This is a genomic window from Streptomyces sp. SA15 (genome assembly GCF_002291145.1).
GTDB lineage: Bacteria > Actinomycetota > Actinomycetes > Streptomycetales > Streptomycetaceae > Streptomyces.
Genome location: NZ_NTGE01000066.1, coordinates 1 through 23574 on the forward strand (window position 1 = coordinate 1; position 23574 = coordinate 23574).

The following is a 23574-nucleotide window of genomic DNA, read 5'->3' on the forward strand; positions in this document are numbered from 1 at the left end:
TCCGCGCCGGGCGGCCGCCACACCGGCGGCGGCCGCCGCGGCGGCACCGCCACTGGCGCCCTGACCCGGCTTGGGCTGCGGCTTCTTGCCGCCCTGGGCGACATCGACGGGCAGCATGACCAGCGCGGTCGTACCACCGGAGTCGGAGGGGCGCAGCTGGATGCGGATGCCGTGGCGCTGCGACAGACGGCCGACCACGAACAGACCCATGCGGCGGGAGACGGAGACGTCCACGGTGGGCGGCGAGGCGAGCCGCTCGTTGATCGCCGCGAGGTCCTCGGGGGAGAGGCCGATACCGGTGTCGTGGATCTCGATCAGCACACGGCCGTCGGGCAGCGCGTGACCGGTGACCTTGACCTTGGTCTGCGGGGAGGAGAAGGAGGTCGCGTTCTCCAGCAGCTCGGCGAGCAGGTGCACGAGGTCGTTGACCACGCGGCCGGCCACTTCGGTGGTCGGCACGGAGGCCAGCTCGATGCGCTCGTACTGCTCCACCTCGGACGCGGCGGCACGCAGCACGTCGACCAGCGGGACCGGGCGGGTCCAGCGGCGGCCGGGCTCCTCACCCGCGAGAACGAGAAGGTTTTCGCCGTTACGGCGCATACGGGTGGCGAGGTGGTCCAGCTTGAACAGCGAGGACAGCTGGTCCGGGTCGGCCTCGCGGGACTCCAGTTCGGAGATCAGCGACAGCTGGCGCTGGATCAGACCCTGGGAGCGGCGCGAGAGGTTGGTGAACATCGCGTTGACGTTGCCCCGCAGCAGGGCCTGCTCGGCGGCGAGGCGGACCGCCTCGCGGTGCACGTCGTCGAAGGCCGCGGCCACCTGGCCGATCTCGTCCCGGGAGTGCACACCGACCGACTCGACGGAGGTGTCGACGTCCTGAGGGTCGGACTCCGACAGCTGCTTGACCAGCTCGGGCAGCCGGTCCTGGGCGACCTTGGTCGCGGTCTCCTGCAGACGGCGCAGCGAGCGGATCATGGACCGGGCCACGACGAACGCGCCGACCAGCGAGACACCGAGCACGAGCAGGATCAGCGCACCGGAGATGATCGCCTCGCGCTCCGCCTCGTTGCGCAGCTCGCGGGCCTTCTGCTCCATGTCCTCGAGCAGCTGGTGCTCGATCTTGCCCATCTGCTCGATCTTCGTCGAGCTGTCGTCCACCCAGTCCTTGTACGACCGCTTGTCCAGGCCGGCGAGGCCGCCCGTGGAACGCAGGGCGCGGCTGGCGTAGGTGTCGGTGGCCTGGATGGTCGGGTTGCCCTCTTGGATGGGCTTGAGGAGCTCGGGGGCGTTGTCCGTGCCGTAGATGCTCTGGAAGGTGGAGAGCTCGGAGTTCTCGCTCTCCAGGGCGCCCTCGGCGTACAGCCGGTCGCTCTCGGAGAGGCGGCCCAACGTGGTGTTGCTGGTGGGCAGGGCCGCCGCGAGGATCGCGCGCTGGATGGAGGCGTACTCCTTGGAGGAGGAGAAGGCCGCCAGGGCGCGGGTCCGCTGGATCATCTCGGGGTTGGAGGTGGCTTCCGCCATGTCCTGCGAGAGATCGAGCAGGTGGGTGATGAGGCGGTGGTAGCCCTCGACCGTCTGGGAGGCGTTGTTCTTGGTCTCGTAGGCGGAGCCGCGGATCTTCGCGAGCCCGTTCAGGTCGCGGACGAGACCGACGAGGCTTTCCCGGACGCCCTGGAGGTTGCCTTCCCCCCGGGAGGTGTCGACATCCTCCGCGGCGTCCCGGAAGGCGGTCATGGCCCGGTCCGTCTTGTCCCGGTAGCCCTTGACCGTGTACTCGGTCGCCGACGAGCCGTGCGCCAGGGGGCCGGCCGACTGGTCGCGCTCCTCCTGGAGCGCCGCCGCCAGTTCGGTGGCCTGCTTGGTCATCTCCGTCAGCAGCTTCATGTTGTCGAGCTGCTGGATGTCGTCCATGGACTGGTTGATACGCAGGGCGCCCATCGAGGTGGCCGCGACCACCGGGAGCGTCAGCAGCGCCACCAGGCGGGTGGAGATGCGCCAGTTGCGCAGGGCTATTCGCGGACCGGGGCCGGTCGGGCCCTTCGGCGGCTTCACCGTCGGGGTCGGAGCGGCGGGGCCGGAAGATCCCGGAGCTGCCGACACGCCGGGGCGCCCGGAGCGCTCACCGCCGTCGCCCGACGGGGCTGGGCCCGGGTTCTGGGCGTGCTGGGGCGAGGAACCGCGGTCGGTCCCGCCGCGCGGCTCCGACTCCGCCGAAGCGCTGCCATCCCTCTTGAAACGTCCCTGCACTAGCGTCGCAACCTCTGGACCAGGCGCCCCCCGCGTGAACGGAAGGACGGTGTCGGCGTCTTAGGGGGCGTCCTGAATACGCACCCTGATGGTCGTGAGTAACCGGCGCTGGTTCCCCCTTCTCGCCGCCACTCGGCGCTTCTCTGCGCCCCCTGTGCGCCGGCTCGATCCTGCGGCGGTCCGTGGAATTCCAGCACAGTGCAGGATCTCCAACAAGGCCCGTAGGCCATGCCGTGACATACGTGACACCACGTGAGTGGTGCGTCACCGGTCGTAGAAAGCGATCTCCCCCAAAGCGGACTTTTGCCCGCGATTCCCTCGCAGGACAGGGGTGTCCCAGTCGCCATGATCAGGAGCGGAATGGGGGCTTCAGGTGCCCAATGTCCGTTTCGATGAGGTGGAGAGTGGGTCTGATTTGACTGTTTTGCCCGTAGCTCCGTGAGCAAACTCACACGCGGATCATGGGGTCTGTGCGCGGCGCAGGGGAATCGGATGTTTAGCCTGACGCTTTACAGGAATGGCATATCCGACAACCCGCGCCGGTCCGAGGGCCCTTGGACTCTCCCGGCGCCCGCACAGGACAGGATCTCGTACAACCGTGAAGACGACGACGATGTTCCACAAGATCGCCAACCCGCGGCGCACGACGCTGGCGCACCTGAAGGACGCCGACGAACTGCGGACCCCGGAGCACCCGGAGCACTCCGTCGCCCTCCCCGAGCAGACCGCCAACCCCCGGCGCACCGTGCTCATGGAGATCCCCGTCGCGGCCTCCGCCGAGAAGTAGATCATCAGCAGGAGTAGATCACCAAGGCCCACAGCGATGTCAAGGGCGCCCCGCGCAAATGCGCGAGGCGCCCGCGTCGTGCCGCGCTAGCCTGGAGCTTCAGACTCCAGCCAGCTCAGTTAAGGGGCGCAAGGATCCCGTGCGCATCGCCAGATTCTCCATCGACGGGAACGTCGCCTTCGGCGCGGTCGAGGGCGACAAGCCGGACGAACTCGTCCTCGACATCATCAAGGGCATCCCGTTCGCGGACTTCGAGCTCTCCGGTACGAAGGTCCCGCTGAGCAAGGTACGACTGCTGCCGCCGGTGCTTCCCAACAAGGTCGTGGCCTTCGGCCGCAACTACGCCGAGCACGCCAAGGAACTCGGCAACGAGGTGCCCGACGCCCCGTTCGCCTTCTTCAAGCCGTCCACCTCGGTGATCGGCCCCGGCGACGAGATCCAGTACCCCACCTTCTCCGAGGACCTGCACCACGAGGCCGAACTGGCCGTCGTCATCGGCCGCATGTGCCGCGAGGTCCCGCGCGAGCGCGTCAAGGACGTGATCCTCGGTTACACCTGCGCCAACGACATCACCGCCCGCGACGTCCAGAAGCGCGAGAAGCAGTGGGCGCGGGCCAAGGGTTTCGACACCTCCTGCCCGCTCGGCCCCTGGGTGGAGACCGACCTGGACCCGAGTGACCTGACGATCCAGCTCACGGTCAACGGCGGGCAGCGCCAGCTCGGCCGCACCAGCGAGATGATCCACCCGATCGAGGATCTGATCGTGAACATCTCCGAGGCCATGACGCTGCTCCCCGGCGACGTGATCCTCACGGGCACCCCGGCAGGCGTCGGGCCGCTCACCGTCGGCGACGAGGTCGCCGTCACCATCGAAGGCATCGGCACTCTCACCAACAAGGTTGTCAAGCGTGGCTAGCGCACCCGTCCGCGTACGTTTCTGCCCGTCGCCCACCGGTAACCCCCACGTGGGCCTGGTCCGTACCGCCCTGTTCAACTGGGCGTTCGCCCGTCACCACGAGGGCACTCTGGTCTTCCGCATCGAGGACACCGACGCGGCCCGCGACTCCGAGGAGTCCTACGAGCAGCTCCTCGACTCGATGCGCTGGCTCGGCTTCGACTGGGACGAGGGCCCCGAGGTCGGCGGCCCCCACGCGCCGTACCGCCAGTCGCAGCGCATGGACCTGTACGCGGACGTGGCGCGGAAGCTGCTCGAGGGCGGTTACGCCTACTACTGCTACTGCTCCCAGGAGGAGCTGGACACCCGCCGCGAGGCCGCCCGCGCCGCCGGCAGGCCCTCCGGCTACGACGGCCACTGCCGTGACCTGACCGCTCAGCAGGTCGCCGAGTACCAGGCCCAGGGCCGCACCCCGATCGTCCGCTTCCGCATGCCCGACGAGACGATCACCTTCACGGACCTGGTCCGCGGCGAGCTGACGTTCACGCCGGAGAACGTCCCGGACTACGGCATCGTCCGCGCGAACGGCGCGCCCCTCTACACCCTCGTCAACCCGGTCGACGACGCCCTGATGGAGATCACCCACGTCCTGCGCGGCGAGGACCTGCTGTCCTCGACGCCCCGTCAGATCGCCCTGTACAAGGCGCTGATGGACCTGGGCATCGCTCAGCAGATCCCGTCCTTCGGGCACCTGCCCTACGTGATGGGCGAAGGCAACAAGAAGCTCTCGAAGCGGGACCCGCAGTCGTCGCTGAACCTCTACCGCGAGCGCGGCTTCCTCCCCGAGGGCCTCCTCAACTACCTCTCCCTCCTCGGCTGGTCGCTCTCGGCCGACCAGGACGTCTTCACGATGGACGAGATGGTCGCGGCCTTCGACATCGCGGACGTGAACCCCAACCCGGCCCGCTTCGACCTGAAGAAGTGCGAGGCGATCAACGGCGACCACATCCGCCTGCTGGACGTGAAGGACTTCACGGAGCGCTGCCGCCCGTGGCTCCAGGCCCCGTTCGCCCCGTGGGCCCCGGAGGCCTTCGACGAGGTGAAGTGGCAGGCGATCGCCCCGCACGCGCAGACCCGCCTCAAGGTCCTCTCCGAGATCACGGACAACGTCGACTTCCTGTTCCTCCCGGAGCCGGTGCGGGACGAGGCGAGCTGGACGAAGGCCATGAAGGAAGGCTCGGACGCCCTCCTCCGCACGGCCCGCGAGAACCTGGAGTCGGCCGACTGGACGTCCCCGGACTCCCTGAAGGAGGCCGTCCTGGCCGCCGGCGAGACCCACGGCCTCAAACTGGGCAAGGCCCAGGCCCCGGTCCGCGTGGCCGTCACCGGCCGCACGGTCGGCCTGCCCCTCTTCGAGTCCCTGGAGGTCCTGGGCAAGGAGAAGACACTGGCCCGGATCGACGCGGCGCTGGCGAGGCTGGCGGCGTAACCCGGGCACGCGTGAGGGGCGGCACCCGGATCACCGGGTGCCGCCCCTCACGACATGCGTCATACGGCGTCGTTCTCGTCGATCAGGTAGGCGGTCTCGTCGAAGATCTCCACCACCACGACGACCATGATCGCGCCGGCCACCATGTACTCCAGCACCACACCAGGGGCCACGTACGCCTTGCGCAGATTCTCGTCAGGACCCAGCTGAGCGGTCGAATGCTTGCGGAAGGGGTCACGGGCCAGTATGCGCACAGCCCTGTCCAACTGGGCCTGACGCTCTCCGGGCAGAGCGTCGTACGCCGCGCGGGCCTCGACGGTGAACTGGACGCGGTACTCGGTCATGGCTGTGGCTCGCTCTTTCGCTTGTCGGTACCACCAAATTACGGCATCTCGGGCTGCGGGGTCCCGGAATGCGACGGACGAGGTCACCGGCCCCGGGTTACCGTCGGCTCATGAGCATTCGAGCCGTGGTCTGGGACGTCGACGACACCCTCTTCGACTACACGTCCGCGGACCGCGAGGGCATGCGCAGACACCTGGCGGCCGAGGGCCTGCTCACCGGAGACGAGACTCCGGAGCAGGCCCTTCTGCGGTGGCGGCAGGTCACCGATGCCCAGTGGGCGCGGTTCGCGGCGGGGGAGGTGAGCTTCGAGGGGCAGCGGCGGGATCGCGTACGGGTCTTCCTGGACGAGCAGCTGAGCGACATCGAGGCCGACGCGTGGTTCGAGCGGTACATCGCGCACTACGAGACCGCCTGGGCCCTCTTCCCGGACGTCCTGCCGGTCCTGGACGCCCTCGCCGCGAGCCACCGACACGCCGTGCTGTCCAATTCCAGCATTCATGTTCAGGACCGCAAGCTGCGGGTGCTCGGCGTGCACGATCGCTTCGAGGCCATCCTGTGCGCAGCGGAGCTCGGCATGTCCAAACCGGAGGCGGGCGCCTTCCACGCGGCCTGCGACGCCCTGGAGCTCGCACCGCACCAAGTGGCGTACGTGGGCGACCATCCGGAGATCGACGGACGGGGTGCCGCGGACGCCGGACTGCTGTCGGTCTGGGTCAACCGGGACCCCGTGTACACCGGCGTCGACGCTCCCGCCGGACCGCACCGGATCGCCTCCCTCGTCGAACTTCCAGCGCTCCTCGGCACGGATAGTCGTTTTGGAGCCCCGTCCACCTTCGGGTAATGTTCTTCCTGCGCCGCCGAGGAGCGGGCCGAAAGGCCGGAACCCGGAGGAGCGAACTAGAACAAGATCCCCTCAGGGGCTTGCGTTCCAGTGGCCTATGGTGTAATTGGCAGCACGACTGATTCTGGTTCAGTTAGTCTTGGTTCGAGTCCAGGTAGGCCAGCTCGCAGAGCTCATCTGCAAAAGCCCCCGTTGTGTAGCGGCCTAGCACGCTGCCCTCTCAAGGCAGTAGCGCCGGTTCGAATCCGGTCGGGGGTACGGATCTCGGTCTTCCGGGATCGCTAGGGCCCCCGTTGTGTAGCGGCCTAGCACGCCGCCCTCTCAAGGCGGTAGCGCCGGTTCGAATCCGGTCGGGGGTACTGACTGGTCTAAACCACATTGGTCTATGGTGTAATTGGCAGCACGACTGATTCTGGTTCAGTTAGTCTTGGTTCGAGTCCAGGTAGACCAGCTCGGACCTGCGGAAACGCAGAGTCCACGCCCCCGTTGTGTAGCGGCCTAGCACGCCGCCCTCTCAAGGCGGTAGCGCCGGTTCGAATCCGGTCGGGGGTACACGATCGATGGGCCTCCACTTCGGTGGGGGCCCATCGGCGTGTCCGGCCCCAGCGCTCCATCAGATCCAGATGGTGATCGCCGGCCGCGTCGGCGTGCGGCCGTACGGCTCCAAGTCCTCGACGTCGCACGGGTGTCCGAGCCGCTCCAGGAGTGTGTCCGCGCGGCGCCGGGTTGCGCCCTCTCTTGGGGAGTGTAACTATCCAAGAATGGATAGCGACGCTATCCAGCGACGGTGGATGGGGGGCATCATGAGCAAGCCGATCGAAGGGCGCATGACCGCCGCGCGTGAGGACGAGATCGTCGTCTTCCTCATCGGGATGCGCGTCAACAGCTTCCCGGCGCTGCGGAGTTGGTGGCCGGTCGCCCGGGCCATGCCGGCCATGCTCGCGGAGCTCTCGCGCGAGAAGGGCAGCGGACTGCTGGGGTACCAGTACCTGCTGGGCTTCCCGCGGGTGGTGTACGTCGTGCAGTACTGGGACTCGAGGGAGAAGCTCCTCGCGTACGCCTCGGCGCCGGACCGGAAGCACCGCCCGGCCTGGGCCGCCTTCAACCGGCGGCTGCGCGCGGGGAAGGGGAAGGTCGGCTTCTGGCACGAGACGTTCGCGGTGCCCGCAGGGTCCTACGAGTCGGTCTACGTGAACATGCCCGAATTCGGCCTGGGCCGGGCCACCGGGGTCGTGCCGGTCGCCCGGCGTGGCGACCGTGCGGCCGATCGACTCAACGTGAGGTGAGCGGGGCGGACGTCGGGGACAGGACCTGCCGCGGCGTTGAGGCGGGTCCTCTTCCCGGTCGCCGGTCGCCGGCCGCCGGTCAGCCGGTCAGCCGGTGCGGCGCAGGGCCTCGGAGAGGCGGGCGGCGGCGTCGATGACCGCCTGGGCGTGCATACGGCCCGGGTGGCGCGTCAAGCGCTCGATGGGGCCGGAGACCGAGACGGCGGCCACCACACGGTTGGACGGGCCGCGCACGGGTGCGGAGACGGACGCCACGCCCGGCTCGCGCTCGCCGATGGACTGGGCCCAGCCCCGGCGTCGTACGCCGGAGAGCGCCGTGGCCGTGAAGCGGGCCCCCTGGAGGCCGCGGTGCAGGCGCTCCGGCTCCTCCCAGGCCATGAGGATCTGGGCCGAGGAGCCGGCCTTCATCGTGAGCGTCGAGCCGACCGGGACCGTGTCCCGCAGGCCGGACAGGCGCTCCGCCGCGGCGACGCAGATACGCATGTCGCCCTGGCGGCGGTAGAGCTGCGCGCTCTCGCCCGTGACGTCACGGAGGTGGGTGAGCACCGGGCCGGCGGTGGCGAGGAGACGGTCCTCACCCGCGGCCGCGGCCAGTTCCGCGAGGCGGGGGCCGAGAATGAAACGGCCCTGCATGTCGCGGGCCACCATACGGTGGTGTTCCAGAGCCACGGCCAGCCGGTGGGCCGTGGGTCGTGCCAGTCCGGTGGCCGAGACCAGACCCGCGAGGGTGGCCGGACCGGACTCCAGAGCGCTCAGGACAAGGGCTGCCTTGTCCAGAACGCCGACGCCGCTACTGTTGTCCATGCAACGATACTCGCGTCTCACTCTGTGAAACGCAAGTTCAATTTTCGGTGGAACACGCCACTCTGGAAGACACAGCGGCCCGCATGTCAAGGGGCCCGGCGGCGGATGCCCGGAACAGGGGCGCGGGCGGTCCCCGCCACCTCAAGATCTCTAGTTGGGCCGGCGCACCACTTGCCGGCCGGAGGGAAAGCGATGGGTAGGACACTCGCGGAGAAGGTCTGGGACGATCACGTCGTCCGGCGCGCCGAGGGCGAGCCCGACCTCCTCTTCATCGATCTGCACCTGCTGCACGAGGTGACCAGCCCGCAGGCCTTCGACGGCCTCCGCAAGAGCGGTCGCCGGGTGCGCAGGCTCGACCTGACCATCGCCACCGAGGACCACAACACCCCGACCCTCGACATCGACAAGCCGATCGCGGACCCCGTCTCCCGCGTCCAGCTGGAGACGCTGCGCAAGAACTGCGCCGAGTTCGGTGTGCGCCTGCACCCGCTCGGCGACGTGGAGCAGGGAGTCGTGCACGTCGTCGGCCCGCAGCTGGGTCTGACGCAGCCGGGCATGACGGTCGTCTGCGGCGACTCCCACACCTCCACCCACGGCGCCTTCGGCGGTCTGGCCTTCGGCATCGGCACCTCCCAGGTCGAGCACGTGCTGGCCACGCAGACGCTGCCCATGGCCCGCCCGAAAACCATGGCCATCACCGTCAACGGTGAACTGCCCGACGGCGTCACCGCCAAGGACCTGATCCTGGCGATCATCGCCAAGATCGGTACGGGCGGCGGCCAGGGCTACGTCCTGGAGTACCGCGGCTCCGCCATCGAGAAGCTCTCGATGGAAGCCCGGATGACCATCTGCAACATGTCGATCGAGGCCGGCGCCCGCGCGGGCATGATCGCCCCCGACGAGACCACCTTCGCGTACCTCGAGGGCCGCCCGCACGCCCCCAAGGGCGAGGACTGGGACGCGGCCGTCGCGTACTGGAAGACGCTGAAGACGGACGAGGACGCCGAGTTCGACGCCGAGGTCGTCATCGAGGCCGCCGAACTGTCGCCGTTCGTCACCTGGGGCACCAACCCGGGCCAGGGCGCGCCGCTTTCGGCCCACGTCCCCGACCCTGCTTCGTACGAAGACGCTTCGGAGCGACTGGCCGCCGAAAAGGCCCTGGAATACATGGGGTTGGAGGCCGGGCAGCCGCTGCGCTCCATCAAGGTGGACACCGTCTTCGTAGGCTCGTGCACCAACGGACGTATCGAGGACCTGCGCGCCGCCGCGGAGATCATCAAGGAGCGCAAAGTCGCCGACGGCGTACGGATGCTGGTCGTCCCGGGCTCCGCGCGCGTGGGTCTGCAGGCCGTCTCCGAGGGTCTGGACGTCGTCTTCAAGGAGGCCGGCGCCGAGTGGCGGCACGCGGGCTGCTCGATGTGTCTGGGCATGAACCCCGACCAGCTGGCCCCCGGTGAGCGCTCCGCGTCCACCTCCAACCGCAACTTCGAGGGCCGGCAGGGCAAGGGCGGTCGTACGCACCTGGTGTCGCCGCAGGTCGCGGCCGCTACGGCGGTGCTGGGCCACCTGGCATCCCCGGCCGACCTGTCCGACGTCGAGACCCGTACGCCCGCTGGAGTCTGATCAGTCATGGAAGCATTCACCACGCACACCGGCCGGGCCGTCCCGCTGCGTCGCAGCAACGTCGACACGGACCAGATCATCCCCGCCCACTGGCTCAAGAAGGTGACCAGGGACGGTTTCGAGGACGGGCTGTTCGAGGCCTGGCGCAAGGACCCGTCGTTCGTCCTCAACCAGCCCGAGCGCAAGGGCGCGACCGTCCTGGTCGCCGGCCCCGACTTCGGCACCGGCTCCTCCCGTGAGCACGCCGTCTGGGCGCTGCAGAACTACGGCTTCAAGGCGGTCATCTCCTCCCGCTTCGCGGACATCTTCCGCGGCAACTCGCTCAAGAACGGCCTGCTCACGGTGATCGTGGAGCAGAAGATCGTAGATGCGCTGTGGGAGCTCACCGAGAAGGATGCGCACGCTGAGGTCACTGTTGACCTTGAGACTCGTGAGGTGCGTGCCGAGGGCATCACGGCTGCCTTCGAGCTCGACGAGAACGCCCGTTGGCGGCTGCTGAACGGTCTGGACGACATCTCGATCACCCTCCAGAACGAGGACGACATCGCCGCGTACGAGGCCAAGCGGCCGTCGTACAAGCCGCGGACGCTTCAGGTCTGACCCGTCAGGGCCGGAAAGCATCGAGTTTCAGCCACCGGAAGACCCCCTCAGTACCCCCGATCAGCCCGATCGGGGGTACTGCCGTGTCTGCACCCGAACGGCCCTGCCTGCCTGGACGGGGCTTCTCAACTTCCCACGTTACGAGGGCTGTTGTCGGGGTACGCGAGCTGTGTACCCGTGGCTTCCGCGGGCGCCCGAGAGGCGGTTCGAGGCGGCAGTTACACCCTGGGCAGGCGACAACTCGCCCCAGATGGCACAATCTGTGCATGGAACACGACGGCCAACTCGAGCTCTATGCGGCAGTCGCGGACCAACTGAAGGAAGCGCACGCAAGGGTGCGCGCACTGCAAGTCCCGGAGGGCGTACGGATGGCGCTGACCCGGAAGCTGCTGGTCATTACGGCCGCGGCCAAACACGATCTTGCCGAAGCGACAAGGCGTCTGGAGCGGTTCGTGGCGGACCTCGACGCGGGTCGATTCCCCGAAGAGGAACGCTGAACAAGTTCAGGACAGTCGAGTTCGTTGCGGCGCACGGGTGATTAGCCCGTTTCGTGTTTGATTTGCGGTATATATCTGCCTAACGTGCGAAAAAGCTAGAACACTTTCGTTCTGGCGATGTCTCCGAAGGGGAAGACGTGAACAAGGCGCAGCTCGTAGAAGCGATTGCCGACAAGATGGGCGGCCGCCAGCAGGCCGCCGATGCTGTCGACCATGTACTGGACGCCATCGTCCGCGCGGTGGTCGCGGGTGAGCGGGTCTCGGTCACCGGCTTCGGTTCGTTCGAGAAGGTCGACCGCCCTGCTCGGTACGCCCGTAACCCACAGACGGGCGAGCGGGTCCGGGTCAAGAAGACCTCCGTACCGCGCTTCCGCGCGGGCCAGGGTTTCAAGGACCTGGTGAGCGGCTCGAAGAAGCTCCCGCGCGGTGGCGAAGTCGCCGTCAAGAAGGCGCCGAAGGGCAGCCTGATGGGCGCAGCCGCCCCGACGGTCAAGAAGGCCGCGGCGAAGAAGGCTGCCGCGAAGAAGGCCGCGGCCAAGAAGGCGCCGGCGAAGAAGGCGCCGGCCAAGAAGGCGGCGGTCGCCAAGAAGGCCCCGGCGAAGAAGGCGCCGGCCAAGACCGCGGCGGCCGCCAAGAAGACCACCGCGGCGAAGAAGACCACCGCCAAGAAGGCGACGGCCAAGAAGGCGCCGGCGAAGAAGGCCCCGGCCAAGAAGTCGACGGCCCGCAAGACCACTGCCAAGAAGGCAACCTCCCGTACCAGGTAGGGGCACAGGGATACACACGCCGCCGGGCCGGACTCCCCAGGGAGCCCGGCCCGCGGCGCGTCCACGGGGCTTGGAGCCGCGGGGGTTCGGAGCGGGGGTTCAGAGCGTCTGCAGCGTCACGAGGGTGATCCGCGGGCTGTCCTTGGCGCCCTCCACCTCGATCCGCACCCGCTGCCCCGGCCGCAGCAGCCGCAGTCCGCCCGCGTCGAACGCGGCGGCGTCGAAGGGGACGGGCGTGCCGTCGTCGAGCAGCACGCTGCCGCTGCGCGTCGCGGCGTCGTACGTGTATGCGGTCGCCTGCATGACAGCAGCCTACTGCCCGGATATCAGCAGCCGCGCGGCATGAGCGGCCGTTCGTGGACCCACCCCCAGCGCCAGCGCGGCCCGCAGGTCGTCGCCGGTGTCCACGTCCTGTCGTACGGAATCCACCGCGTCGAGGACGAGTTCCACGGCTCCGGAGGCGCGATGGCGGGCCCGGGAATCCGTGCCGAACGCCGGCAGCAATTCCTGGTCCTCCCGGGCGGCCAGCAGCGTGGTGCCCATTGCGGCGGCATCCGGGAGAAAGGCGCGGGGGAATTCCGCGGCCGCGTCCAGGACCCGGGCCAATTCCAGGGGGCGCAATGCCGGAAGATCGGCGTTCAGGGCCGCCACGGCGCTTTCGGGGCGCGCCGCGCGGACGGCGGCTGCCGCGTGCGCCAGGGCCGCGTTGAGGCCGCCGCTCGGCTCGTCGGTGACGATCCGGGCGCCCAGCGAGCCCAGTTCCCGGCCGGCCAGGGCGTCGTCCGTGACGACCGCCACATCCTTCACCGCCGGGCAGGCCAGCGCGGCCGCCACGGTGTCCTGGGCGAACGCGAGGGCCAGGCCAGGGCGCAGCCCGTCGTCGGCGGTGTCCGAGAGCCTGCTCTTCGCCCGCGCCAGGGGCTTCAGGGGTATGACCAAGGTCCACTGCACGAGTGTTCCGTCCCCTCTCTTGTCGCGGCCATTGTCACTCAGCCGTCACCAGGGCCATCTGGCGGCCGCGGACTCGGGGCGTACGGTGTTCTCGACAGACCGGCGGCCTGGGGCGACACTTGTGCGGCCCCCCAGGCCCTAGAGGAAGGTGTCCGCGTGCCCCGCCGCAGAATCGGCTTCTGGTACCGCTTCGCCGCGGTGATCTGCAAACCGCCGCTGGTGGTTCTGATCAAGCGGGACTGGCGCGGAAAGGAGCATATTCCGGCCGACGGCGGATTTATCACCGCGGTGAACCACAATTCCCACATCGATCCCTTCGCGTACGCGCACTTTCAGTACAACACCGGTCGTGTTCCGCGATTCCTGGCGAAGAGCGGCCTTTTCAAGAAGGGATTCGTGGCCGCCGCGATGCGCGGCACCGGACAGATCCCCGTCTACCGCGAGAGCACCGACGCGCTCAGCGCCTTCCGGGCCGCGATCGACGCCGTGGAGCGCGGCGAGTGCGTCGCCTTCTACCCCGAGGGCACCCTCACCCGCGACCCGAACGGCTGGCCCATGACCGGCAAGACCGGTGCCGCCCGGGTCGCCCTGCAGACCAAGTGCCCGGTGATCCCGGTCGCCCAGTGGGGCGCCAACGAACTGCTGCCGCCGTACGCCAAGAAGCCCAACATCCTTCCGCGCAAGACCCACCACGTGCTCGCGGGCCCGCCGGTGGACCTCACGCGCTTCTACGACAAGGAGATGACCCCGGAGCTGCTGAAGGAGGCGACGGAGGTCATCATGGCCGCCATCACCCGCCAGCTGGAGCAGATCCGCGGCGAGAAGGCGCCCACGACGCCCTACGACCCGCGCCGGGAGCGGATCGAGCAGCGGCGCCGGACGCGGACGCAGAGCAAGGGCAAGCAGGCAGAAGGGCAGGGCACGTGAGCAAGCCGGTCAAGGCGGCGGTCTTCAGCGCCGGTTCGTGGGGCACGGCGTTCGGCATGGTGCTCGCCGACGCGGGGTGCGAGGTCACCCTGTGGGCACGCCGTGCGGAGGTCGCGGAAGCGATCAACTCCACCCGGACGAACCCCGACTACTTTCCCGGTGTCGAACTGCCGGAGCGCATGAGGGCCACCACGGACGCGGCCGAGGCCGCCGCCGGCGCCGACTTCACGGTCCTGTCCGTCCCGTCGCAGACGCTGCGCGCCAACCTCGCCGAGTGGGCACCGCTGCTCGCGCCGAACACGATCCTCGTCTCGCTCATGAAGGGCGTCGAACTCGGTTCCGCCATGCGGATGAGCGAGGTCATCGAGGACGTCGCCAAGGTGGCGCAGAACCGCATCGCCGTGGTCACCGGGCCCAATCTGGCCCGGGAGATCGCCGCGCGGATGCCGGCCGCCGCCGTCGTCGCCTGCACCGACGAGGCCGTCGCCCAGCGGCTCCAGGCCGCCTGCCACACGCCGTACTTCCGGCCGTACACCAACACGGACGTGGTGGGCTGCGAACTGGGCGGCGCGGTCAAGAACGTCATCGGCCTCGCGGTCGGTATCGCGGACGGCATGGGACTCGGCGACAACGCCAAGGGGTCTTTGATCACACGGGGGCTCGCCGAGACCACCCGGCTGGGCCTGACCATGGGCGCCGACCCGCTCACCTTCTCCGGACTCGCGGGCCTGGGCGACCTGGTGGCGACCTGCTCCTCGCCGCTGTCCCGCAACCACACCTTCGGCACCAACCTCGGCAAGGGCATGACCCTCGAGGAGACCATCGCGGTCACCAAGCAGACCGCCGAGGGCGTCAAGTCCTGTGAGTCCGTGCTGGATCTGGCCCGCCGGCACGGCGTCGACATGCCGATCACGGAGACGGTCGTGGGAATCGTCCATGAGGGCAAGCCCCCGGTGGTGGCTCTCAAGGAGCTGATGTCGCGCAGCGCGAAGCCGGAACGACGCTGAGCCACGGCGGCCAAGTCGTCGCCAAGTGGTCGCTGACCAATCGGATACCAGCGGGTACTCTCAACGCGATATGAGCACCGAGAACCTCCCCCAGAGCCCTCAGCAGCCGCCTCGCAAGCCGCGCGTGGCCGTCGTGTTCGGCGGGCGCAGCTCCGAACACGGGATCTCCGTGGTCACCGCCGGCGCCGTCCTCAAGGCCATCGACAGGACGAAGTACGACGTCCTGCCGATCGGCATCACCCAGGACGGCCGCTGGGCGCTCACCGCCGACGAACCGGAACGCATGGCGATCACCGACCGCCGTACGCCGAACGTCGAGGAGCTGGCCGAGTCGCGCGAGGGCGGCGTGGTGCTCCCCGTCGACCCCGGCAACCGCGAAGTCGTCTACAGCGAACCCGGATCGGTGCCCAAGGCGCTCGGCGAGGTCGACGTGGTCTTCCCCGTCCTGCACGGCCCGTACGGCGAGGACGGCACCCTCCAGGGCCTCCTGGAGCTGTCCGGTGTGCCGTACGTCGGTTCGGGCGTGCTCGCCTCGGCCGTCGGCCAGGACAAGGAGTACATGAAGCGGGTGTTCACCTCCTTCGGGCTCAAGATCGGTCCGTACGTGGTGATCCGGCCGCGCGAGTGGGAGCGCGACGAGTCCGGCGCCCGCAAGAAGATCGTCGACTTCGCCGGCGAGCACGGCTGGCCGCTGTTCGTGAAGCCCGCGCGCGCGGGCTCGTCGATCGGCATCACCAAGGTCGACGACCTGTCGGGGCTCGACGAGGCGATCGCCGAGGCTCAGCGGCACGACCCGAAGATCCTCGTCGAGGCGGCGCTGCGCGGCCGCGAGATCGAGTGCGGGGTGCTGGAGTTCGAGGACGGGCCCCGTGCGAGCGTGCCCTCGGAGATCCCGCCGGCGGACGCGCACGCGTACTACGACTTCGAGGCGAAGTACATCGACTCCACGCCCGGTGTCGTGCCCGCCCCGCTGACCGAGGAGCAGACCGCCGAGGTGCGGCGGCTCGCGGTGGAGGCCTTCGAGGCCGCCTCCTGCGAGGGCCTGGTCCGCGCGGACTTCTTCCTCACCGAGGACGGCGAGTTCGTGATCAACGAGATCAACACGATGCCCGGCATGACGCCGATCTCGATGTACCCGCAGATGTGGCAGGCGAGCGGGGTGAGCTATCCGGAACTGGTGGACAGGCTGGTGCAGGCGGCGTTGCGCAGGTCGACGGGCTTGCGCTGACCAGGGCCTAGTTGGCGATCCCCTTGGGGATCGCCTTCTTGACGGCTGGGGCGAGGTCGACCAGCACTCCGGTGCTGTCCCGTCCCTTGGGCACCATGACCTCGACGTACGCGCTGCGATTGGCCGTGGTGAAGCGGTACGCGCCGTCGTCCTGCTTCTCCATCAGCCAGTCCACGCCGTTCACGCCCCCGGCGACCGCGTCCGGGTCGCGGCCTTCGGCCACGCCGGGGTCGATCATCTTGGGCGGCCGCTCGACACCGCAGCGCAATATGATCGCCGGGCTTCCCCAGCCCGCCGTCAGCACCGACGCGGGCTCGGGATCCTCGCGGCTCAGACCGTCCAGCTTCGCCGGCAGCGCCTTGTCCAGGTTCTGGCACAGTTTGACGGTCTGCGTGTCCGGACTGGGAACCGCCGCCGAGGCGTTGTCGTCTGCTGAGGAGCAGCCCGCGGTCGTGATCAGCAGGACGAACGCGGGCGGCCCGATGAGGATGCGGTGCCGGTGCCGGGGCCGGAAGAAGTTCACCGGCCAAGGGTAGACGGGGGCTACAGATGGACGACCGGGCAGGTCAGGGTGCGGGTGATGCCGTCCACTTGCTGGACTTTCGCAACCACCATGCGGCCGAGATCGTCGACCGTGTCGGCCTGGGCGCGCACGATCACGTCATACGGTCCTGTCACGTCCTCGGCCTGGATGACTCCAGGGATCTTGCTGATCGTCTCGGCGACGGTCGACGCTTTGCCGACCTCCGTCTGGATCAGGATGTACGCCTGTACCACGGAACCTCCAGGGCGGCCACGAGGATCATGTGGGGAAAAGGAACGCCACGGTATCGCGTCGCCGCTCGCCGCGGGGAGACCTGCGGGGACCATGGCTCGCACGCCGGGGTGCGGGCACGACAGAAGTTGACGGTCACCTCGACCGTATCGAGGACACTGGTGACGCGCGAGCGGGCACGGACAGGTACAGAAGGGGCGTAAGGGCAATGAAGGGCACTGTTGGTGAGCTGGGGGAGTTCGGGCTCATCCGGGAGCTCACCTCCCGTCTCACCACCACCCCGGCGGTCCGGGTCGGCCCCGGCGACGACGCCGCGGTGGTCGCCGCGCCCGACCGGCGCGTCGTGGCCAGTACCGACATCCTCCTGGAGGGACGGCACTTCCGCCGCGACTGGTCCACCGCCTACGACGTGGGACGCAAGGCCGCCGCACAGAACCTCGCGGACATCGCCGCCATGGGCGCCGTACCGACAGCGCTGCTCCTCGGCCTGGTCGTCCCGGGTGAACTCCCGGTGACCTGGCCGACCGAGCTCATGGACGGCCTGCGCGACGAGTGCCAGGTCGCGGGGGCGTCCGTTGTCGGCGGCGACGTCGTGCGCGGCGACACGATCATGGTGTCGATCACCGCGCTCGGCGACCTGCGCAACAACGAGCCCGTCACGCGGGCGGGCGCGCAGCCCGGCGACATCGTCGCGGTGACCGGCTGGCTGGGCTGGTCCGCGGCCGGCTACGCGGTGCTCTCCCGCGGTTTCCGCTCGCCGCGCGCCTTCGTGGAGGCGCACCGGCGCCCCGAGCCGCCGTACCACGCGGGACCGGCCGCCGCGGGGCTCGGTGCGACCGCGATGTGCGACGTGAGCGACGGGCTGATCGCCGACCTCGGGCACATCGCCGAGGCCAGCAAGGTCCGCATCGACATCCGCTCCGGCGCGATCGACATCCCCTCGCAGATGAACGACATCGGGCAGGCCGTCGGCGTCGACCCCATGCAGTGGGTGCTCACCGGGGGAGAGGACCACGCGATCGTGGCGACCTTCCCGCCGGACGTGAAGCTGCCGGCCCGCTGGAAGGTCATCGGCGAGGTCCTCAACCCCTCGGCGCTGCCTCAGGTGACGGTCGACGGGGCGCCCTGGACCAAGAAGGGCGGCTGGGACCACTTCGGGGACATCGAGTCATGAGCGCGCCGCCTCGGGTTCTCACGGTCGCGGGCTCCGACTCCGGTGGCGGTGCAGGCATTCAGGCCGACCTGAAGACGATGCTCGCGCTCGGCGTGCACGGGATGAGTGTGGTCACGGCAGTCACCGCGCAGAACTCCCTCGGTGTGCAGGGCGCGTGGGAACTGCCGGTGGAGGCGGTGCGGGCGCAGTACCGCAGCGTGGTCGACGACATCGGCGTCCAGGCGGTCAAGACGGGGATGCTGGCGTCGGCCGAACTCGTGGAGCTGGTGGCCGAGTTGATCGGCGGTACGGATGCTCCGGCCGTCGTGGATCCGGTGGGGGTGTCGAAGCACGGGGACGCGCTGCTGGCGGCCTCCGCGCTGGATTCCGTACGGACCGAGCTCCTGCCGGTCGCGACCGTGGCGACGCCGAACCTCGACGAGGTGGCGCAACTGACGGGTGTGCGCGTCGACTCGGAGAAGGAGATGCGCAGGGCCGCGGCGGCTGTGTTGTCGTACGGGCCTCGCTGGGTGGTGATCAAGGGGGGTCACCTGCTGGGCGAGGCCGTGGACCTGCTCACCGACGGTTCCGAGGAGCACTGGCTGCGAGCGCCGAGGTACGACAACCGGCACACGCACGGCACGGGGTGCACCCTCGCGTCGGCGATCGCTTCGGGGCTGGCGAAGGGGTGGTCCGTGCCGGAGGCCGTGGCGGCGGCCAAGGAGTACGTCACCGGGGCGATCGCGGCCGGGTTCCCGCTGGGGGGCGGGATCGGGCCGGTGGATCATGGGTGGCGGTTCCGGGCGGGCTCGTAGCCGCTGGGGCACGGCAAAAAGCCGGTCCACACGAGGTGGACCGGCTCTGTGCAGCGAACCAGCAGTGGCCGCGCGCTTAGCTGTGCGTCAGCGCGAGACCTTGCCGGCCTTGATGCACGAGGTGCAAGCGTTCACGCGCTTCGGCGTCCCGCCCACCACGGTACGTACACGCTGGATGTTCGGGTTCCAGCGGCGAGACGTACGGCGGTGCGAGTGCGAGATGTTGTTGCCGAAGCCCGGCCCCTTGCCGCAGACGTCGCAGTTGGCAGCCACGGGTCACTCCAAAGACTTCAGATGCACTTACGGTTGATCCCGGCAGGCCGGGATCGAGATCGTAGGATCAGAGATCTGAGTGGCGTTGCCAGGGGGAGAGCCCGATCGGATCGGGCAACCGGAGCAGCATACAACGACTGCTCCCGTAGAACGAAACTACCATGGCTGCTCAGGGGCCTGCCCCCGGCCCTCTTCCGGCGGACACCGCCCCGAGGTCTACGCTGCGTCCCACGTCCAGCTCAGGGAGGCGCAGGTGGCGCAGGTGCCGCAGACATTCTTCGATGCTCTCGCGGTGCGTACCTGGTGCGGTCTCGCGCTGGACGCGCTGGGGCGGGCGCGCGAGGAGATCGACGCGATCAACGTCTATCCCGTGGCCGACGGGGACACCGGCACGAACCTGTATCTGACCGTGGAGTCGGCGGTCGCGGCCGTCGAGGCGGTCTTCGCGGGGCACGCGGTGGGGTCCATGGGGGCGGTTGGTGCGGGGGCGGGTGCTGTTACCGGGGTGGCTGCCAGGCCGTCGCTGGCCGACGCCGTGCGGGCGATGGCCCATGGCGCGCTCATCGGGGCGCGGGGCAACTCCGGGACGATCCTCGCGCAGCTGCTGCGGGGCATGGCACAGGTGCTCGCCGCTGACAGTGAGACGGCTCACACGGACGGACCGGGCCTCGGACTCGCCCTCAGGCACGCGGCCGACTCCGCCCGACAGGCCGTGGCCCGTCCCGTCGAGGGCACGGTCCTCACCGTCGCCTCGGCCGCCGCCGACGCGGCCGACGGAGCCGAGGGCGACTGCGCGACGGTGGCCAGGGCGGCCTACGAGGGGGCGCGTGCGGCCCTCGCCGCGACTCCGGGCCAGCTGGCGGTCCTGGAGCGCGCGGGGGTGGTCGATGCCGGAGGGCGGGGGCTGGTGGCGGTCCTCGGGGCGTTGGTGGAGACGTTCACGGGGGAGGCGCAGGGCGGGGCTGTGGGGCCGGTTTCCGATGTGCACGCGCGCGTGGAGCACGCGGAGGTGCGCGACGACGATCAGGTGTCCCACGCGCGCGTGGCCGCCGGTGAGGCTGACGTCGGCGAGTGTGCGGACGGTGGCCCGGAGGAGGGCGGGCCCGCCTTCGAGGTGATCTACCTCCTGGAGGCCGACGACACGGCTGTGGCGCGGCTGCGGGAGCGGCTCGACGCCCTGGGGGACTCACTCGTGGTGGTCGGCGGCGACGGCCTGTGGAACGTCCATGTGCACGTCGACGACGCCGGGGCCGCCGTGGAGGCGGGCGTCGAGGCCGGGCGGCCGTACCGGATCCGGATCACGCACTTCGGGCTCGGTGACGTGCACACCACCGGCGCCGAACGGCCGCCCCGGGAGCGGGCCCAGCGCGCCGTCGTGGCCGTCGTGCCCGGCGAGGGCCTGGCCGGGCTCTACGGCGAGGAAGGCGCGACCACCGTGCTCGCGCGCCCCGGGGAGCCGCCCGCGAGCGGGGAGCTCGTGGAGGCCGTACGGCGGGCCCACGCGCGCGAGGTGGTGCTGCTGCCCAACGACGCGGAGCTGCGGCACACCGCGGCCGCGGCGGCCGAGCAGGCCCGGGCGGAGGGCATCCGCGTGGCCCTGATCCCGACGCGCTCCGCGGTCCAGGGGATCGCAGCGCTCGCGGTGCACGCGCCGGAGCGGCGCTTCGACGAGGACGTAGTGACGATGACCTCGGCGGCGGGCGCCACCCGCTACGCCGAGGTCGTCGTCGCGGAACGCCAGTCCTGGACCATGGCCGGCATCTGCCAGGCCGGTGACGTCCTCGGTCTCATCGACGGCGACGTGGCCGTGATCGGCTCGGACGTCACCGCCACCGCCGAAACGGTTCTCGACCGGATGCTCGCGGCCGGCGGCGAACTGGTGACCCTCGTCCTGGGCGACGAGGCCCCCGAGTCCGTCGCCGACCGCCTCGAGACGCACGTGCGGGAGTCGTATCTCGCCGTCGACACGGTGGTGTACCGGGGCGGGCGGCAGGGGGCGCTGCTGCTCATCGGGGTCGAGTAGAGCCGGAACCGGAAATGGACTCGGGCGCCGTCATCCCTCCTGCTCCGCCTGCTGCTCCTCCATGAGCTGGAGCATCTGCTCGGCCTCGGTCCGCCGGGACTGGGCCGTCTCGTCGTCGGCGTCCCCGTCCCCGTCGCCGTACGCCGCCAGCACCGCACGCGCGCGTGCCGCCGCCCGAGCGCCGTCGCCGAGGTCGGCCTCCAGCCAGCCCGCGGCGAGTTCGGCGCCGGTGCGGCTGTGCCGGGCGTCGTCCCCGAGGGAGCCGAAGACCGAGATCGCCTCCTCCATCTGGGACAGGGCATCCGCGAGCGTCGCCCGGATGGCGCCGTCGTCGGCGTCCTCGGCACTGGAGCGGGCGAGCAGGTCGCCGAACTGCCGGTGCGTGTGACCGAGCTCGGCGACGAGCAGCTGCCGCGCGTCCTCGTCGTCCGCCGCGCCCAGCGCCGCCACGCACTCCCGGACGGCGCTCGCCATCAACTCCCGGGCGCTGTTCGCGCCGCTCTGCGAGGGCAGGGGGGCCTGCGCGCCGGCCCCGGTGTGTTCCGCGCTGAGCGCGGACTGGGCAGCATCCGGTTCGCTGTCCGTCCCGCCGTCCGGTTCGCTGTCGGTCCCGCCGTCCGGTTCGTTGTCGGTCCCGCCGTCCGGTCCGCTGTCTGTCCCGCCCTTCGTGCCGAGCGCGTCCCGTCCGCCGTTCTCCACCTCGGCTTCCGCGTCCAGCGTGCTGTCCGGCCCGCTCTCCCTGCCGAGTCCGTCCTGGTCGCGTTCGCCGTCCGGTCCGTCTCCCGCGCCCAGTGCGTCCTCCCGTGCGCCCTCCGCGCCACCTTCCGGAGCCGGCGCGTCCCGCCCGCCGTCCACCTCGTCCTCCACACGCAGCGCGAGCCACGCGCGGGCGCGCAGGGCGCGGACGAGGCCGTGGGTGTTGCCGAGTTCGCGCCAGAGGGTGCCCGCGCGCGCGTAGGCGCGGTCCGCCTCGGCGGTCAGGCCCGCGTGGCCGAGGGATTCCGCGGCCAGGTGGGCGAGGGTGGCGTGGTCGTGCTGTTCGGGCCAGTGCCGGGCGATCTCGGCGGCCTTCAGGCGCCGTTCGGCCGCCGCGCGGTGCTCGCCGAGCTCGCTCAGGCAGTCACCGAGCCACCACTGGGTCTGGACGATCGCGCCGTCGCCGTGCGTCTGAGCGCTCAGGTCGGGCAGCGCCGACTCCAGCACTTCGGCCGCCTCGGCCCACCGCCCCTGCCGCAGCAGGAACCCGCCGAGCTGTTGCCGGGCCCAGGCGCCGAGGGTGGAGCCCGCCCCGGCCTCGTCGGCCCAGTGCGCCGCCTCCAGGGCGTGCTCGGCCGCCTCCTGAGCCAGCCCCCGGCCGCCGACGACCTCGGCGAGCTGGAGGTGCAGCTGGGCCCGTCCGATCGCCTCCAGGTACGGACCGCCGTGTTCCAGGGCCGCCCGCAGCGTCCGCTCGGCCTCCGCGGTGTCGCCGAGATGGTGCGCGAGCCCGGCCAGCCGGGCCTCGTACTCCACCGCGAACCACGGCAGTCCCGCGCCGACGAACGCCCCCGCGGCCCGCGCGAACAGCTCCGCGGCCGCCTCCACGTCCCCGGTGAGCGCCGCCAGTTCCGCCCGCATCGCCTGCGCCTCGGCGGCCCGTGAGGCGAGCCGTACGTCGTCCCCGGTGTGCCCGTCGACGAGGGCCAGCACCTCCCGGGCGGCTGCCTCGGCGTCGGCCAGGGCCGAGCCGGCCGAGGGACCGTCGGAACCCTCCGCCTCGTGCACCCGCCGCATCAGGATCCGCGCCCGCGACATCAGCACGGACGCCGTCTGCCGTACGCCGGTGCCCTCCTCGGCGTAGAGCGCGAGGACCTCGTCGTACGGATCGGCGACCGTCGCGAGCGCCTCGTCCACCTGGCCTGTGAGGGCACGTACGTAGGCGGCACGCGCGCGTGCCGCCAGTGCTTCCCCGGGGTCGCCCGCCTCCGCGTACAGTCCGGCGGCGCGCTCGAACAGCTCGGCGCCCTCCGGTCCCAGGTCCATCGCCTCGTGCTCGGCGATCTCCGCCCGGTCGCGTGCGTCCAGCTCGACGCCCTGCGCCGCCCGCGAGACGGCCGCCCACGCCTCGACGGCGTTCGGCTGCAGGGTGTCCGACAGCCGCCGCGCCTCGGCCAGCAGCGCGGGCAGATCGGGTTCCTCCGTGACCGCGGCGACCGGCGGCGGTGCCACCGCGGGCGCGGCGGACGGCCGCGCCGAGCGCAC

The 23574-nt window shown here is 70.3% G+C and carries 23 protein-coding genes, 5 tRNA genes and 1 pseudogene; 20 read left to right on the top strand and 9 right to left on the bottom strand.

Annotated features, from left to right (window positions below; translation table 11 throughout):
- A partial coding sequence (locus tag CLM62_RS11255; RefSeq protein WP_143659017.1) for a nitrate- and nitrite sensing domain-containing protein occupies positions 1 to 2247 on the bottom strand: 2247 nt, incomplete at its 3' end.
- 598 nt (positions 2248 to 2845) lie between these two features.
- Between CLM62_RS11255 and CLM62_RS11260 the strand changes: the two genes are divergently transcribed.
- The 3 genes from CLM62_RS11260 to gltX all read left to right on the top strand — a co-directional run bounded on the left by CLM62_RS11260 (position 2846) and on the right by gltX (position 5418).
- Positions 2846 to 3034 carry a hypothetical protein gene (locus CLM62_RS11260; RefSeq protein WP_179382048.1) on the top strand — a complete coding sequence of 63 codons (189 nt, stop codon included), beginning with the start codon at positions 2846 to 2848 and terminating at the stop codon, positions 3032 to 3034.
- Between the two features lie 139 nt (positions 3035 to 3173).
- Positions 3174 to 3950: a fumarylacetoacetate hydrolase family protein gene (locus tag CLM62_RS11265; protein WP_095749695.1), complete on the top strand. Its 777-nt coding sequence runs from the start codon at positions 3174 to 3176 to the stop codon at positions 3948 to 3950.
- Positions 3934 to 5418, top strand: a complete 1485-nt coding sequence (gene gltX, locus CLM62_RS11270) for a glutamate--tRNA ligase (RefSeq protein ID WP_095749696.1) — start codon at positions 3934 to 3936, stop codon at positions 5416 to 5418. The genes CLM62_RS11265 and gltX overlap by 17 nt, the downstream gene beginning before the upstream one ends.
- A gap of 59 nt (positions 5419 to 5477) precedes the next feature.
- Here gltX and CLM62_RS11275 read toward each other — a convergent pair whose 3' ends face one another.
- Entirely contained in the window at positions 5478 to 5762 is a 285-nt protein-coding gene (locus CLM62_RS11275) for a type II toxin-antitoxin system RelE/ParE family toxin (protein WP_095749697.1), read from the bottom strand.
- Positions 5763 to 5872: 110 nt separating this feature from the next.
- Here CLM62_RS11275 and CLM62_RS11280 point away from each other — a divergent pair, with 110 nt between their 5' ends.
- The 7 genes from CLM62_RS11280 to CLM62_RS11310 all read left to right on the top strand — a co-directional run bounded on the left by CLM62_RS11280 (position 5873) and on the right by CLM62_RS11310 (position 7890).
- On the top strand, positions 5873 to 6604 hold the full coding sequence (locus CLM62_RS11280) for an HAD family hydrolase (protein WP_095749698.1): 732 nt from the start codon (positions 5873 to 5875) through the stop codon (positions 6602 to 6604).
- 91 nt (positions 6605 to 6695) lie between these two features.
- Positions 6696 to 6767, top strand: a tRNA-Gln gene (locus tag CLM62_RS11285).
- Positions 6768 to 6789: 22 nt separating this feature from the next.
- Positions 6790 to 6862: transfer RNA gene (locus CLM62_RS11290), tRNA-Glu, on the top strand.
- Between the two features lie 28 nt (positions 6863 to 6890).
- Positions 6891 to 6963 (top strand) — tRNA-Glu (locus tag CLM62_RS11295).
- Positions 6964 to 6983: 20 nt separating this feature from the next.
- A tRNA-Gln gene (locus tag CLM62_RS11300) sits at positions 6984 to 7055 on the top strand.
- A 28-nt stretch (positions 7056 to 7083) separates the two neighbouring features.
- Positions 7084 to 7156, top strand: a tRNA-Glu gene (locus CLM62_RS11305).
- A gap of 251 nt (positions 7157 to 7407) precedes the next feature.
- Positions 7408 to 7890 carry a DUF4188 domain-containing protein gene (locus CLM62_RS11310; RefSeq protein ID WP_257003802.1) on the top strand — a complete coding sequence of 161 codons (483 nt, stop codon included), beginning with the start codon at positions 7408 to 7410 and terminating at the stop codon, positions 7888 to 7890.
- Between the two features lie 87 nt (positions 7891 to 7977).
- Here CLM62_RS11310 and ndgR read toward each other — a convergent pair whose 3' ends face one another.
- The gene (gene ndgR, locus CLM62_RS11315) at positions 7978 to 8694 is read right to left on the bottom strand and encodes an IclR family transcriptional regulator NdgR (RefSeq protein WP_031485194.1); all 717 of its coding nucleotides are present in this window, start codon (positions 8692 to 8694) and stop codon (positions 7978 to 7980) included.
- Positions 8695 to 8886: 192 nt separating this feature from the next.
- On the opposite strand from ndgR, the gene leuC reads away from it, so the two are divergent.
- From leuC to CLM62_RS11335, 4 genes are all read left to right on the top strand, one after another.
- Positions 8887 to 10317, top strand: a complete 1431-nt coding sequence (gene leuC, locus CLM62_RS11320) for a 3-isopropylmalate dehydratase large subunit (RefSeq protein WP_095749699.1) — start codon at positions 8887 to 8889, stop codon at positions 10315 to 10317.
- 6 nt (positions 10318 to 10323) lie between these two features.
- Positions 10324 to 10917, top strand: coding sequence for a 3-isopropylmalate dehydratase small subunit (gene leuD / locus CLM62_RS11325; RefSeq protein WP_095749700.1), 594 nt, complete (start codon positions 10324 to 10326; stop codon positions 10915 to 10917).
- A gap of 266 nt (positions 10918 to 11183) precedes the next feature.
- A complete protein-coding gene (locus tag CLM62_RS11330; protein WP_095749701.1) occupies positions 11184 to 11414 on the top strand; it encodes a hypothetical protein in 231 nt (76 codons plus the stop codon).
- A gap of 137 nt (positions 11415 to 11551) precedes the next feature.
- Positions 11552 to 12181 carry an HU family DNA-binding protein gene (locus tag CLM62_RS11335; protein WP_095749702.1) on the top strand — a complete coding sequence of 210 codons (630 nt, stop codon included), beginning with the start codon at positions 11552 to 11554 and terminating at the stop codon, positions 12179 to 12181.
- A 99-nt stretch (positions 12182 to 12280) separates the two neighbouring features.
- On the opposite strand, the gene CLM62_RS11340 is transcribed toward CLM62_RS11335, so the two are convergent.
- Positions 12281 to 12484 carry a hypothetical protein gene (locus CLM62_RS11340; protein WP_095749703.1) on the bottom strand — a complete coding sequence of 68 codons (204 nt, stop codon included), beginning with the start codon at positions 12482 to 12484 and terminating at the stop codon, positions 12281 to 12283.
- 9 nt (positions 12485 to 12493) lie between these two features.
- On the bottom strand, positions 12494 to 13132 hold the full coding sequence (cofC, locus tag CLM62_RS11345; RefSeq protein ID WP_095749704.1) for a 2-phospho-L-lactate guanylyltransferase: 639 nt from the start codon (positions 13130 to 13132) through the stop codon (positions 12494 to 12496).
- Positions 13133 to 13288: 156 nt separating this feature from the next.
- Here cofC and CLM62_RS11350 point away from each other — a divergent pair, with 156 nt between their 5' ends.
- The 3 genes from CLM62_RS11350 (at position 13289) to CLM62_RS11360 (ending at position 16294) form a co-directional block, all read left to right on the top strand.
- Positions 13289 to 14059, top strand: coding sequence for a 1-acyl-sn-glycerol-3-phosphate acyltransferase (locus CLM62_RS11350; protein WP_095749705.1), 771 nt, complete (start codon positions 13289 to 13291; stop codon positions 14057 to 14059).
- Positions 14056 to 15066, top strand: coding sequence for an NAD(P)H-dependent glycerol-3-phosphate dehydrogenase (locus CLM62_RS11355; protein ID WP_095749706.1), 1011 nt, complete (start codon positions 14056 to 14058; stop codon positions 15064 to 15066). The genes CLM62_RS11350 and CLM62_RS11355 overlap by 4 nt, the downstream gene beginning before the upstream one ends.
- Before the next feature lie 70 nt (positions 15067 to 15136).
- Positions 15137 to 16294, top strand: coding sequence for a D-alanine--D-alanine ligase family protein (locus CLM62_RS11360; RefSeq protein ID WP_095749707.1), 1158 nt, complete (start codon positions 15137 to 15139; stop codon positions 16292 to 16294).
- A gap of 7 nt (positions 16295 to 16301) precedes the next feature.
- Here the strand turns inward: CLM62_RS11360 and CLM62_RS11365 are convergent, their stop codons facing one another.
- Together CLM62_RS11365 and CLM62_RS11370 are read right to left on the bottom strand one after the other, a co-directional pair.
- A complete protein-coding gene (locus CLM62_RS11365) occupies positions 16302 to 16817 on the bottom strand; it encodes a DUF3515 domain-containing protein (protein ID WP_095749708.1) in 516 nt (171 codons plus the stop codon).
- A gap of 20 nt (positions 16818 to 16837) precedes the next feature.
- Entirely contained in the window at positions 16838 to 17071 is a 234-nt protein-coding gene (locus CLM62_RS11370) for an Lrp/AsnC family transcriptional regulator (protein ID WP_003997603.1), read from the bottom strand.
- Positions 17072 to 17277: 206 nt separating this feature from the next.
- Between CLM62_RS11370 and CLM62_RS11375 the strand changes: the two genes are divergently transcribed.
- Entirely contained in the window at positions 17278 to 18243 is a 966-nt protein-coding gene (locus CLM62_RS11375) for a thiamine-phosphate kinase (RefSeq protein WP_095749709.1), read from the top strand.
- On the top strand, positions 18240 to 19037 hold the full coding sequence (thiD, locus tag CLM62_RS11380) for a bifunctional hydroxymethylpyrimidine kinase/phosphomethylpyrimidine kinase (RefSeq protein WP_095749710.1): 798 nt from the start codon (positions 18240 to 18242) through the stop codon (positions 19035 to 19037). The genes CLM62_RS11375 and thiD overlap by 4 nt, the downstream gene beginning before the upstream one ends.
- An 87-nt stretch (positions 19038 to 19124) precedes the next feature.
- Here thiD and rpmB read toward each other — a convergent pair whose 3' ends face one another.
- Positions 19125 to 19310 (bottom strand): 50S ribosomal protein L28, encoded by a 186-nt coding sequence (rpmB, locus tag CLM62_RS11385; protein WP_003993230.1) that lies wholly within the window; start codon positions 19308 to 19310, stop codon positions 19125 to 19127.
- Between the two features lie 253 nt (positions 19311 to 19563).
- On the opposite strand from rpmB, the gene CLM62_RS11390 reads away from it, so the two are divergent.
- Positions 19564 to 21333 (top strand): DAK2 domain-containing protein, encoded by a 1770-nt coding sequence (locus CLM62_RS11390; protein ID WP_095749711.1) that lies wholly within the window; start codon positions 19564 to 19566, stop codon positions 21331 to 21333.
- 30 nt (positions 21334 to 21363) lie between these two features.
- Here CLM62_RS11390 and CLM62_RS51390 read toward each other — a convergent pair.
- Positions 21364 to 23574 (bottom strand): annotated as a pseudogene (locus CLM62_RS51390) (tetratricopeptide repeat protein); the annotation flags it as partial.

Excerpts from the sequence above, each read along its gene's own strand:
- CLM62_RS11375 (WP_095749709.1), top strand. The coding sequence starts at position 17,278 with ATGAAGGGCACTGTTGGTGAGCTGGGGGAGTTCGGGCTCATCCGGGAG.
- CLM62_RS11280 (WP_095749698.1), top strand. The coding sequence starts at position 5,873 with ATGAGCATTCGAGCCGTGGTCTGGGACGTCGACGACACCCTCTTCGAC.
- leuD (WP_095749700.1), top strand. The coding sequence starts at position 10,324 with ATGGAAGCATTCACCACGCACACCGGCCGGGCCGTCCCGCTGCGTCGC.
- leuC (WP_095749699.1), top strand. The coding sequence starts at position 8,887 with ATGGGTAGGACACTCGCGGAGAAGGTCTGGGACGATCACGTCGTCCGG.
- CLM62_RS11360 (WP_095749707.1), top strand. The coding sequence starts at position 15,137 with ATGAGCACCGAGAACCTCCCCCAGAGCCCTCAGCAGCCGCCTCGCAAG.
- CLM62_RS11330 (WP_095749701.1), top strand. The coding sequence starts at position 11,184 with ATGGAACACGACGGCCAACTCGAGCTCTATGCGGCAGTCGCGGACCAA.
- CLM62_RS11310 (WP_257003802.1), top strand. The coding sequence starts at position 7,408 with ATGAGCAAGCCGATCGAAGGGCGCATGACCGCCGCGCGTGAGGACGAG.
- CLM62_RS11340 (WP_095749703.1), bottom strand. The coding sequence starts at position 12,484 with ATGCAGGCGACCGCATACACGTACGACGCCGCGACGCGCAGCGGCAGC.
- CLM62_RS11275 (WP_095749697.1), bottom strand. The coding sequence starts at position 5,762 with ATGACCGAGTACCGCGTCCAGTTCACCGTCGAGGCCCGCGCGGCGTAC.
- ndgR (WP_031485194.1), bottom strand. The coding sequence starts at position 8,694 with ATGGACAACAGTAGCGGCGTCGGCGTTCTGGACAAGGCAGCCCTTGTC.
- thiD (WP_095749710.1), top strand. The coding sequence starts at position 18,240 with ATGAGCGCGCCGCCTCGGGTTCTCACGGTCGCGGGCTCCGACTCCGGT.